12 protein-coding genes and 1 riboswitch are annotated in these 12,435 nt (G+C 40.1%); of the genes, 11 read left to right on the plus strand and 1 reads right to left on the minus strand.

What is annotated here, in order from left to right; genetic code table 11:
• Position 1 precedes the first annotated feature (1 nt).
• Positions 2–219: riboswitch (cobalamin riboswitch) on the minus strand.
• Positions 220–317: 98 nt separating this feature from the next.
• From JYB62_RS09840 to JYB62_RS09875, 8 genes are all read left to right on the plus strand, one after another.
• Positions 318–1,463 (plus strand): ABC transporter substrate-binding protein, encoded by a 1,146-nt coding sequence (locus tag JYB62_RS09840; RefSeq protein WP_205645209.1) that lies wholly within the window; start codon positions 318–320, stop codon positions 1,461–1,463.
• Entirely contained in the window at positions 1,453–2,481 is a 1,029-nt protein-coding gene (locus JYB62_RS09845) for an iron ABC transporter permease (RefSeq protein ID WP_205645210.1), read from the plus strand. Before JYB62_RS09840 ends, JYB62_RS09845 begins: the two co-directional genes overlap by 11 nt.
• Before the next feature lie 2 nt (positions 2,482–2,483).
• A complete protein-coding gene (locus tag JYB62_RS09850; RefSeq protein WP_205645211.1) occupies positions 2,484–3,452 on the plus strand; it encodes an ABC transporter ATP-binding protein in 969 nt (322 codons plus the stop codon).
• 132 nt (positions 3,453–3,584) lie between these two features.
• Entirely contained in the window at positions 3,585–4,034 is a 450-nt protein-coding gene (locus JYB62_RS09855) for a MarR family winged helix-turn-helix transcriptional regulator (protein WP_205645212.1), read from the plus strand.
• 74 nt (positions 4,035–4,108) lie between these two features.
• Positions 4,109–5,113: an NAD(P)/FAD-dependent oxidoreductase gene (locus JYB62_RS09860; protein ID WP_205645213.1), complete on the plus strand. Its 1,005-nt coding sequence runs from the start codon at positions 4,109–4,111 to the stop codon at positions 5,111–5,113.
• Positions 5,114–5,127: 14 nt separating this feature from the next.
• Positions 5,128–5,448: a 2Fe-2S iron-sulfur cluster-binding protein gene (locus tag JYB62_RS09865; RefSeq protein ID WP_205645214.1), complete on the plus strand. Its 321-nt coding sequence runs from the start codon at positions 5,128–5,130 to the stop codon at positions 5,446–5,448.
• Between the two features lie 135 nt (positions 5,449–5,583).
• On the plus strand, positions 5,584–6,033 hold the full coding sequence (locus tag JYB62_RS09870; RefSeq protein WP_205645215.1) for a YybH family protein: 450 nt from the start codon (positions 5,584–5,586) through the stop codon (positions 6,031–6,033).
• 60 nt (positions 6,034–6,093) lie between these two features.
• On the plus strand, positions 6,094–6,471 hold the full coding sequence (locus tag JYB62_RS09875) for a hypothetical protein (RefSeq protein ID WP_205645216.1): 378 nt from the start codon (positions 6,094–6,096) through the stop codon (positions 6,469–6,471).
• Here JYB62_RS09875 and JYB62_RS09880 read toward each other — a convergent pair.
• On the minus strand, positions 6,468–8,393 hold the full coding sequence (locus JYB62_RS09880) for a TIGR00341 family protein (RefSeq protein WP_205645217.1): 1,926 nt from the start codon (positions 8,391–8,393) through the stop codon (positions 6,468–6,470). The two genes, JYB62_RS09875 and JYB62_RS09880, sit on opposite strands and share 4 nt — an antisense overlap.
• A gap of 211 nt (positions 8,394–8,604) precedes the next feature.
• On the opposite strand from JYB62_RS09880, the gene JYB62_RS09885 reads away from it, so the two are divergent.
• From JYB62_RS09885 to JYB62_RS09895, 3 genes are all read left to right on the plus strand, one after another.
• Complete coding sequence (locus tag JYB62_RS09885; RefSeq protein WP_205645218.1) at positions 8,605–10,143, plus strand: M20/M25/M40 family metallo-hydrolase; 1,539 nt, start codon at positions 8,605–8,607, stop codon at positions 10,141–10,143.
• 98 nt (positions 10,144–10,241) lie between these two features.
• A complete protein-coding gene (locus JYB62_RS09890) occupies positions 10,242–10,985 on the plus strand; it encodes a Dph6-related ATP pyrophosphatase (protein ID WP_205645219.1) in 744 nt (247 codons plus the stop codon).
• A gap of 164 nt (positions 10,986–11,149) precedes the next feature.
• Entirely contained in the window at positions 11,150–12,433 is a 1,284-nt protein-coding gene (locus JYB62_RS09895; protein ID WP_205645220.1) for a CitMHS family transporter, read from the plus strand.
• Positions 12,434–12,435 lie beyond the last annotated feature (2 nt).

Raw genomic sequence — 12,435 nt, forward strand, 5'->3', positions numbered from 1 at the left:
GCACAGAATCATCGAAATGGCAGGTCTCCTGGCTTACCCGATTTTGCCTGCCTTCTCAGTCTTTACAATTGTGACCAATGGCGAGGGTTGACAAAATCCTTTGTAGGGAAATTCCTACGTGGGCTTACAGTTGCGGGGACAGCTCCGGTATTTCACCGGATTCCCTTTTAATCCTAAATCCAACACTGGATTCAGGAACCTATTTCGGCTGTAAACATAGCGGGGTTTCTATTCAAAAAAAAGTAGTCTGAAATTCTTTTTTTTGGAACTAGAAAAATCTGACACTTACTTTGGAGCTTGAATTGCACCAAGTTCCAATGAATAAAATTTTTAAAATCTTCTTTTCAACACTACTGATTATCAATACGTTTTCCTGTCAAAAGACAGAACAAAATCAGGAAATTGAAACTAAAATAATCAGTCCTCGCTATGCCAATGGTTTCTCCCTGGAACAAGGAGATGGATTTTGGATTGTGGAAGTTTTGAAGCCTTGGACAGGTGCTCAAGAAACTTTTTCCTATCTGGTTTTAGAAGAAAATGCATTACCTCCTATTGGGGATTTTGATGCAACCATTCAGCTGCCAATCCAAAAAGTAGTTCTTACTTCTACGACCCAAATCCCACATTTGGATCTGCTAAATGAAACCAAAAAATTGATCGGATTCCCCAACTTGGATTTGATTTCGTCACCAATCACAAGAGACCGGATCAAGGAAGGTAAAATCACAGATTTAGGCGCTGGAGCCTCAGCCAATACAGAACTTATCATTGACACGGATCCAGATTGGATCATGATATCCACGCTTGGGGATGATCTTCGCTATTTGGAGGTTCTGAAATCAGCTGGTATTCCTGTAGCCATCAATGGGGAATATGTGGAGCAACATCCCTTAGGAAGAGCTGAATGGATTAAATTTACTGGAATCCTCCTTGGAAAATATGAGGCCGCAAAAGCTCAATTCGAGCAAGTTGAACAATCCTACTTGGAAGCTGAAAAACTTGCAACATCCATCCCCGAATCAGCAAAACCATCCGTACTAAGTGGAATAATGTACCAAGATATTTGGTATGCACCTGGAAGAGATAGTTGGGGCGCAAAAATCCTTGAAAACGCTGGGGGGAAGTATATTTTTGAAGATCAAGAAGGTACTGGTAGTCTACAACTTAACTATGAATTTGTATTGGATCAGGCCATGAAATGTACGTATTGGATTGGCTCAGCTGATTTCTCATCCATTCAAGCAATGGGGAAAGCTGAACCAAGATACAAGGCCTTTGAAGCATGGAAGTTAGGAAACGTATATTCCTACACTCATAAAAGAGGCGAAACAGGAGGATTGGAATATTTTGAATTGGGTTATATGAGGCCTGATTTAATCTTAAAAGATTTGATTAAAATCCTTCATCCTGAGCTACTTCCTGACTATGAGTTGTATTTTTATGAACAACTCCATGAAAAATAACCGGTCTGTTACATTTATTTTCGGGGCTTTTGCCTTCCTAGTTTGCTGCTTTCTAATGAATGTCAGTCTAGGATCCGTGAACATTCCTGTTTCAGAGATTATTCATGGTTTTTTCACCGGCGAATGGGGAAAGGCATCTTATGAACAGATTATTCTCTACTACAGGCTACCGAAAGCAATCCTAGCCATTTTGGCTGGAATTGGTTTAAGTATCAGCGGACTGCAAATGCAAACTTTTTTTAGAAATCCGTTGGCAGGCCCCTATGTATTAGGAATTAGTTCCGGCGCAGGCTTGGGTGTTGCCATTTTGATTTTGGCAAGTTCTGCTTTTGGATTGGGATTAGGAATAGCGATCAGCCCTTGGGCAACAGTGATTTCTGGCACTCTTGGAGCCGCCTTGGTATTGGTCATCGTAAGTCTTGTTGCCTGGAGAATAAAAGACAGCATGACCCTATTGATCGTAGGATTGATGTTTGGTTCTGCGGTATCAGCGATCATCTCCGTCCTATCCTATTTTTCAGGTGCAGAAGCTTTGAAGCTTTTTACAGTATGGTCTATGGGAAGTCTTGGAGGACTGGTATGGAATCAAATTTTGGTCTTAGGATTGGTGATTATAGTGGGAATGGTCCCCATGGTTATTTCAATCAAATCCTATAATGCCATGCTCTTAGGTGAAAGTTATGCCAAAAGCATGGGAATCAACCCCACTCAACTTCGCTGGTTGATGATCCTTAGCACGGGATTATTGGCTGGAAGTGTGACAGCATTTTGTGGGCCTATTGCTTTTATAGGCATCGCTGTACCTCATGTAGCCAGGATGATTTGGAAAACGGCAGATCACCGGATCTTATTTCCCGCATCTGCCTTGATGGGTGGTATTTTATTATTGATCTGTGATGCAATCGGGCAATTACCTGGGTCTGCCCAGACACTACCTATCAATGCTGTAACCTCCTTAATCGGTGCACCGATCGTCATCAGCTTGGTATTGAGAAAAAACTTCAGTAAAGAATTCTGAGCATGAAAAAAAAGGCAGTCATCGGAAGAAATCTTAGCTTGGGATACCAAAAAGGAGATCTCAAGAAAGAAGTCTTGGAAAAACTGAATTTCGAGCTTTTTTCGGGCCAACTGACCTGTTTATTAGGTCCAAATGGCGTAGGAAAATCCACTTTGGTCAAAGCGATCCTAGGAGAAATTCAACCCTGGAAAGGAAGCATCCAACTTTCTGGTAAAGATGTTCATGAGTATTCCAACTCCGACCTGGCAAAAACACTTTCAGTAGTATTAACTGAACCAGTTTCTCCGGGAAACATGACTGTGGGGCAATTGGTAGCTTTAGGAAGAATCCCTCACACCGGATGGTCCGGAAAGCTCTCCATGCAAGATAAAGAAGTGGTCAAAAAAGCATTGGCGGACACCAAAATCAGCTATTTGGAACATGAACGTTTATCAGAAATCAGCGATGGTCAGCGACAAAAAGCCATGATTGCAAGAGCTTTGGCACAAAATGGCCAAATCATGATCTTAGACGAACCCACCGCTCATTTGGACCTGATCAACCGGTACGAAATCATGCATTTGCTTAGGGAAATCTGCCAAAAACAGGAAAAAGCCATATTGGTGGTGACCCACGATCTGGAGATTGCCATGGAAACTGCGGATCAATTTTGGTTGCTTACCTGCGGTCTCCCCCTTATTTCAGGAATTCCAGAAGAATTGGTGCTTACAGGAGAAATCAACCAGCTATTGCCAGGAGATAAATTTCATTTTGATCCAGAAAAAGGAAGAATTGAAAAAAAAATAGGTTCCAGAAAATGGAAGATTGAAGGTGATCCAATCAGTAGCTTCTGGGTAGAAAAAGCAATGGACAAATCTGGCGTTCCCCCTGTATCTGAAGTCATTTATGTCGAAAAATCCCCTTTCTCTTTGCAATACAAGGGAATTCTGTATTCTTCACTTTCAGATTTCCTCTCTTTTTTATTGGCATAAATAGTCTTTGAAAACTTTTTAAATCCCTCAGATTTAATACTTTTGTCATTTATATCACAAACCCTATATATTTTATAGAGAATAGTTTTTACAATTCAGAAAATTCATATATTTGTCACACTAATTATTTGTATGACACAAGAGCAATTTGCAAAGTATTCATTTCTCCTCGATCGCACTGCGCGAAAGGTGAAACAATATGCGCAGCAACAGTTTAAATCAGGGGATTTCGATGTGACGGTGGACCAGTGGTTGGTATTGAAAAATCTTTCTGAAAATCAATTGCTCAGTCAAACCGAGTTGGCGCAATTGGTATTTAAGGACCACCCTACTTTAACTCGGATCATTGACTTGCTTTGTAAAAAAGGGTATGTGGAGCGAATCCCACATCCTCAAGATAGAAGAAGTTTCCAGTTGCATTTAACTGATGCCGGAGCCTCTAAAGTCATAGCTTTACGTCCACAAATACTTGAAATCCGCGAAAAAGCATGGGAGAACCTCCATGAAACGGATTTTGAGGAGTTTAAAAGAATTTTGAACACCATCTATAAAAACTTAGGCGGTCAAGAAATAGAAGAATAAATAGTTGTTATACTAATTATATTTATACGAACAAAAGCTTTCAATCTAGGGTTTACCCATAAAGTCAATATACCATGATTCACACAGACCTTTGTATCATAGGAGCCGGACCAGTTGGCCTTTTTGCAGTTTTCGAAGCAGGTTTGCTGAAAATGCGTTGCCATCTGATCGATGCATTGCCTCAGGTAGGCGGGCAGCTTTCTGAAATTTATCCTCAAAAACCTATTTATGATATTCCTGGATATCCTGAAGTAAAGGCTCAGGAATTGGTGGATAACTTGATGGAGCAAGCGAAGCCTTTCAAGCCAACCTTTACATTAGGTGAAAGAGTAGACCATTTGGACAAGCAAGAAGATGGTTCTTTCATTGTGACCACTTCAGACAAAACGCATGTGCATGCCAAAGTGATCATCATTGCAGGAGGACTAGGATGTTTTGAACCTAGGAAGCCGGCATTGGAGAATCTGGAAACATTTGAAGGAAAGGGTATTACCTACATGGTAAAAAACCCTGAAACTTTCAGAAATAAGAAAGTGGTACTTGCTGGTGGTGGAGACTCCGCTTTGGATTGGGCTATTTACCTTTCAAATGTTGCCGAAAGAGTGACTTTGGTACATAGAAATGAAACATTCCGTGGAGCTCCTGATTCTGCGGCAAAGGTATTTGACTTAGCCAATCAAGGTAAAATTGATTTGATCCTTTCTGCCAACTTGAAAAATGTAGGTGGAAATGGTGTATTAAATTCTGTAACCCTAGAATCCAAATCAAAAGAAGAAATAAAAATTGATGCTGATTATTTGATCCCTTTATTTGGATTGAGCCCTAAGTTAGGCCCAATAGCAGATTGGGGATTGAGCATTGATAAGAATGCAATCGAAGTGGATACCAGGGATTATTCTACCGGAGTGGAAAGAATCTATGCCATCGGGGATATCAATACCTATCCAGGAAAATTGAAATTGATCCTTTGCGGATTCCACGAGGCAGCAATCATGATGCATTCCGCCTTCAAATACGTGTATCCAGATCAAAAATTGAGCTTCAAATACACCACAGTTAATGGTGTAAATACATTTTAATTGTAATTTCGAGCATGGTTAATTTCACAGTAGAAGATCATGACGGAAACCGTCAAGAAATAGAAGCTCCAGACGACATGGGCTTTAGCCTTATGGAGATCCTAAAGGCATCAGAATACCCTGTATTGGCAACCTGTGGTGGCATGGCACTTTGTGCTACCTGTCATATTGAAGTACTGGAAGGAAAGGACGAATTGGGTGAAGCCACGGACATCGAATTGGATCAGTTGGAAAACTTACCGGAATACTATCCTACCTCTAGACTAGCTTGTCAAATAAGAATTGGGGATATCCTGGAAGGAGCTGTCATCAAACTTAGAGGTGAGGATCAATAAATAGCCCATCCTTAAATATTCTTAAAGCCACTCAGAAATGGGTGGCTTTAATTTTTCGTATTCCAGGAAAAGGGTTTTTGACTCTTAATTTTGCTAAAGAAAATGTAGATTAGATTAAATTCAACTGAAACATCCATGTGCCGAATTATTCTTTTATTCTTTTTGATATCTCTCAGTACTAGCGCTTTCTCACAAAACCACCCTCAATCCAAAGCGACATCACAAGAAATTTTAAATCTGATCAATTCCTACTCCAAATCTCGGGAGACCAAAGACACTGTACTTCTCAAAAAAATCCTAACTAAAGAGATTGATCAATTGGTTTCTTCAGGGGAGTGGAGAACTGGAATCAACGAAGCGATTAAAGGAATGATGGCCAGTTCGACCAATAACCCTGGAACAAGAACGTTACATGTAGAGAGAATTCGATTTTTAGGAGATGAAGTTGCACTTGTAGATGCCCGCTACGAAATCAAAAACCCAGATGAATCTATCCGGAAAATGTGGAGCAGTTTCACCGTGGTAGACAATGGAAAAGGGTGGAAAATCGCAGCCATTCGAAATATGCTTCCAGCAGGAAATTAAAGCAACTTATTGTAGCGGTTGACCCCACATTTTCGTTATTGTCTTTAAAATCATGTTTCTATGAAAGCATTCATCATCCTTTTTCTAATTTTTCTTGGAGGCTGCCAGCTTGCTGATGAACAGCCGACACAAGTCGACTTAAATAACATGGATGAGATTTATGAGAAAATCATTGAGTTATCTGAATCAAAGACGTGTTCCAATTCCTCCAATTGGAAATTTACTGCAATTGGAAGTAAGCCTTGTGGTGGACCTATTGGCTACATTGCCTATTCAAATGAAATCAATGAAAAAGAATTTTTGGATCTAGTCGAGCGATATACCAAACTCCAGGCTGAATACAATCAAAAAAACAATATGGCTTCGGATTGCATGTATGTCGTTTCTCCTACACGAGTGGTCTGTGAAAATGGAAAACCGGTTTTCCAATATGATTAATCTGTGGAGATGGTATTCCTTTTCTCTTCTTCATTGACATTCTCCATACTGATCCCCAGCGTTAATTCCAGTTCGATTGAAGCCCCAATTTTATCTTCAATCTCCTTTCGGATTTCCGCAAAATCAGCATCATTCAATTCCCTCTTTGACAAGATGGTCACCGACAACCTTAAAGGCTGCATATTAACCACTTTCACATTTCGAAGTAATCCATGAGGAATTTCCTGCCCACTTAATTCTTGGATGATTCGATTTTCATTGACCATTTTAGTAAAACTCAAGCCCAAAGGAGTCGCTATAGCAGCCAACATTATCAAACTAATCACCAATCCTTTTTTGGCCAACCGAAAGGGGCTGAAACCCATGGTTAGAAATGTCATAGTTGCAGCCACTACTATTCCTGCCAAGTTAGTACCTAATAACAACATGGCCCCAAAAAACACATTCCAATCTGCCCATCCCAATCCTATTCCTGCTACAGCCAAGGGAGGGACCAAAGCCACAGAAATAGCCACTCCTGCCAAGGTTTTTGCGATTTCTTCCTTACTAAAGGCATAGGCGCCAGCCATTCCAGATGCTACTGCTACTCCTAAATCCAATAAATTAGGTCGAATTCGCGCGAGAATTTGATCATTCAAGATTTGTAATGGGGTCATCCAAGTAATGATCATGGAAAAGAGTAATCCTAACAAAATTCCCCAAAAAATAGTGACCAAACTATTCTTGATCAGCAATCCATCTTGACGAAGCATTCCCATGGACAAGGAAATGATGGGAGCCATCAGGGGTGCTAAGATCATTGCTCCAATGACAACAGGAGCTGAATTTCCAAACAGGCCAAATGTGGCAATCATGGTAGAGAGTACCATCAACACAAGATAATTCCCAGTAGTTTGAGAATTTTCTCTCAGGAGTTTGAACAACTCTTTAAATTCATCCGAGGTAGCATGCCTTACCCAAGGCAAATACCCTCGGGTCAACTCATCTCTCAAACTACCTAAAGGTAAAGTTTCTAGGTTTTCCACCTCTCGCCCATTCCCTTCCTCTTCCTCTCTCACTTGTGCTCCAAGGAGGATCCGAACGGGATTTTCCAGCACTTTGATGTTAATTTCTTTTCCAGACTTTTCTTCTCCATCAATCGCATAAGAAATTTCCTCTTCCGTAGTTAACTTTATTTCTTCTGCTGCTGCGTACCCTACAAACCTTGGGAGCTTATTTCCTTTGATCGGAAAAAATAAATTTTGTAAACCAAAGCGAATCAAGGTGATCAAACTTTTGGGAACCAGAATCAGCACATGAATCAACTGGTCATTTAACCCAGAATCTCTAACAATCCTCTTAAAAATTACATTGCTTTGACAGTTCGCTACTGCCAGGATTCCCATGGCAGCAGTATCTACAGTTTTATTTTCCTCTTTATTTGGGAAATTAATTTGAACTGCCTGAAGCTTCACCCTTCTAAATAGCTTAATAAATTGACCAAGCCTATTTTTCAGCCCTTCAAAAAAGCTATTGGACTTATCTCCATAAAGAATGCTTAACGACTCCCCTACTACCAAAGAGTTTAACACCAATTCATCATTGACTTGCATTAAGTCTAAAGGTCCAACTGTTTCTGTTTCCTGAATTTCCTTGACAGCATCCTCCATGTTTCTATTGATCCCAAACCCTTTCTGACCATGGATCAATTCAGGATGCGGAAGAAGTGCTAAGGCGATATCTGTTTGATTAAGTTGTGGAATAAGTTCCTTAAGCTGCGCATCCGAGATCAACCCCACCAAAACCCCCTCTTTTCCAATAGACTTAACATCCAAGTCTTGAAAACTTATTTGTTTGGAAGGCTGAGGATCAAAAAGCTCTAAACTTTTAGAAACCTCTTCTTTATCCAATTGATTATCAAATACAAAAATCAGTTTATTCATTTTCAAAAAAGGTTTTCACACTTCCAAGCTAGGCTACAATGCTTAAGTTCTGAAAAATATGATGGGTTTTAGATTTTATTTGTAAAAATGATTGCCATAATCTTTCCAATCTCCATCAATATCAAGATAAGAATGCCATTCATCGAAAATATGAAAGGGTTAATAGTCAATCAATTTATATTTATATTCCAACTACCTTAAGCAGACACCTATGAAAAACACACTTTTACTAGTCCAGGCATTTTTAGTCGTGACACTTGGCTTTGCCCAAGAAAAAATCGATTTAAACGCCATAGAAAAAATAAAAAATGAAGGGCTAAACAACTCACATGTAGAAGAAATTGCCTTCGAATTAGTAGACAAAGCAGGGCCTAGACTAAGTAATTCCGTAGGATATAAAAGAGCCACTGAATACGCTGTGGATCAATTAACTGCTTGGGGATTAGAAAATGCCAAAACTGAAGCTTGGGGTGAATTTGGACGTGGTTGGGAAATGGAAAAAAGCTATGTAGCCATGACCAAACCCTACTATATGCCCTTCATTGCCATCCCTAAAGCCTGGACAGAAAGCACCAATGGAGAAGTCAGTGGCAAAGTGGTTTTCCTCGACGCAAAAACAGAGGAGGACTTGGCTCAATACAAAGGAAAATTACAAGGGGCAATCATTGCCATCAAACCCTCTGGAGACCAGTCTCCCACTTTTGAAGCGGATGCAGTACGATTTACAAAAGAGCAATTGGAAGCCATGGCTGCTCCCCCAAGTTCTGGAGGTGGAAGCAGATATACTCCAGAACAAATTCAGGCTTTGAGAGCTTCAAGAGCTTTCTCCATGCGCATCAGCGAATTCCTAAATGAAGAAGGAGCTGCATTGATCATCAAAGGAGTAAACGGTAGACACGGAACCCTTTTTACAAGTAGCCCTAGAGGGTATTTAAAAGACACTCCAGTTGGTGTGCCTGAATTGGAAACAGCTCCAGAAAATGTGAATTTATTGGCAAGGCTGGTAGAAAATGGAGTGGATGTAGAGGTAGAAGCAGAAATCAAATCGAGGTATCTTACAGATGACTTGCAAGGCTACAATGTCATTGCGGAAATTCCTGGAACTGACCCTGCCTTGAAATCAGAATTGGTGATGTTGGGTGGCCATTTGGACTCTTGGCATGGTGCAAACGGAGCAACAGATAACGCAGCAGGTTGTATCGTGATGATGGAAGCTGTAAGAATTTTGAAAGCCACAGGATTACAACCAAGAAGAACCATCCGAATAGCACTTTGGGGAGGGGAAGAACAAGGACTTCATGGATCAAGAAATTATGTTCAAAATCATTTCGCGGATAGGGCTACTATGGAATTAAAGCCCGACCATGAAAAACTTTCTGCTTATTATAATATTGACAATGGTACTGGGAAGATCAGAGGAATCTATTTGCAAGGAAATGAAGCAGTAGGCCCTATTTTCGATCAATGGTTTGAACCAGTAGATGATTTGATTGAAAATAGAACCATCACAATCCGTGATACAGGAGGTACAGACCACCAAAGTTTTGATGGAGTAGGACTACCTGGATTCCAATTTATCCAAGATCCAATTGAATACAGAACCAGGACTCATCATACCAACATGGATAATTTTGAGCGATTAGAGCTGAATGATTTGAAGCAAATGGCGGTCATTGTAGCTTCCTTTGTTTATAATACCGCTCAAAGGGATGAAAAACTTCCTAGAGAAGAACTCCCTAAAGTAGAGTAACCCAAACTCACCAAAGGCTCTGTGAACTATCAGGGCCTTTTATTTTATTACAATTCAAAATTTAAAATACCTTCGTCATAGGTATAAAAAATCACCCCATGTCTCTCAATAAAGCCATTTTCAACTGGAGCGGAGGGAAAGACTCCGCTCTTGCATTGTATAAAATCCTACAGAATAAAGAGTTTGAAGTTCTTACTTTATTGACGAGCATCAGCGAGAAATTTCAGCGTATTTCCATGCACGGTGTCAGAAAAGAGCTCTTGGTACAACAAGCAAACAGTACTGGACTAGCATTGACCATTATGGAAGTTCCTGAAATGCCAACCATGGAAAGTTATGAGACTGCCATGCGAAATACCCTAGAACCTTTGGTAGATCAGGGAGCTGAAGCCAGTATTTTTGGAGATATATTTTTAGAGGACTTACGATCCTATCGAGAAAATAAATTAGCAGAAATCGGCCTTAAAGGAATCTTTCCGATTTGGAAGCAACCTACCCTTGATCTTATCAGAGAATTTATTGATTTAGGGTTCAAAACCGTCACCACCTGCGTCAATGAAAAATACTTAGATCAAAGTTTTGCTGGAAGAGTAATCGATGAGAATTTTTTAAAAGAGCTCCCAAAAAATGTCGACCCATGTGGAGAAAATGGGGAGTTTCACACCTTCGTATTTGATGGTCCCATATTTTCAAATCCCATTTCTTATTCCATCGGAGAAACTGTTTACCGGAAATATGAGGCTCCAAAAAAAGACAATTCCAACGATTGTTTCCAGGACGATCACAAAAAAGAAGACCCCTATGCTTATGGATTTTGGTTTACAGATTTGATTCCAATATAATTATCAAAATCATGCAAATGATTTAATATTGTATCGTTTTGAAACAATGAATATTATCAGTTAATTGGGCAAAGCAATTAACCCAATCAGATGATTTTCACTGCTCAAAAACCATTTGCCTCCGACCTATCTGACCAGAAAATAAAGATGAAAACTTTAAATCTATGTTAGCAGTCTGGGGACTTATCACAATCGTATTACTCTTCCTATTGGTAATTGGGAAGAAAGTATCTCCGGTCATAGCACTTATTCTAATACCGGTTGCCACAGGTATTTTAGCAGGGTATTGGGAAGAATTGCCAAGCCTAATTGCAGATGGGCTTATTAACATAGCTCCAACTGGGCTGATGTTTATTTTTGCCATCTTGTTTTTCGGAATCTTAATGGATGCCGGAACTTTTGACCCCATCATTGATAGACTTCTAAATTTTGCAGGTAATGATCCTGTAAAAATTGCCATAGCCACTGCCATTTTGGCAATGCTCATTCATTTGGATGGTTCAGGCGCCGTAACTTTTTTAATTGCTGTTCCTGCCCTTACCCCCGTTTATGACCGAATGAACATGAGCAGGTTAACCCTTGCCTCCATTGTGGCATTGTCTGCAGGAACTATGAATATTCTTCCTTGGGGAGGTCCCACTTTAAGAGCTGCTACCGCATTAAGTATTCCAGTTACAGATCTATTCAATCCGATTGTAATTCCAGTTCTAGTGGGATTATGCACCGTCTTAGCCATTGCTTATAGGTTCGGCTTACAGGAACGAAAAAAAATCACCCTGACTTCGCAAAACCCCCAAACTGAGAAAGAAACAGAAGGAAAGTCACTCAACCAAATACTTTTCTGGTTCAATATCCTAACTGTAATGGTAGCCATTGGAAGCATTATTTTTAGCCTTGCCCCTCCACATATCGTATTTATGATTGCTTTTGCAATCACATTATTGGTCAACTACCCCAAAGTCAAAGACCAAAGAAAAATAATTGACAATCATGCAAAAGAAGCCATGTTAATGGCCAGCATCCTATTTGCAGCCGGCTGCTTTACTGGAATTTTAAAAGGTACAGGAATGATCGAAGCAATGGCTTCAGAAATAGTACATCTGATTCCATCTCAAGTAGGAAGAGAGATCCCCTTGATCACAGGGATTTTCGCTATGCCTGCAAGCTTACTCTTTGATCCAGACTCCTTTTATTTTGGCATATTACCTTTATTATCCACCACTGCAGAACATTTTCAAGCATCAGGTTTAGAAGTGGGAAGAGCCGCCATATTAGGTCAGATGACTACAGGTTTTGCAGTCAGCCCGCTTACAGGATCGACCTTTTTACTCATTGGTTTGGCAGGAGTGGAATTAGGAGAGCATCAGAAAAAAACAATACCCTGGGCATTTTTAATTACCTTGATCATGGTTTTCGTTTCAGTACTGATAGGTGCTATAAGTATTTAATA

This window comes from Algoriphagus lutimaris (assembly GCF_017051705.1).
Taxonomy (GTDB): domain Bacteria; phylum Bacteroidota; class Bacteroidia; order Cytophagales; family Cyclobacteriaceae; genus Algoriphagus; species Algoriphagus lutimaris.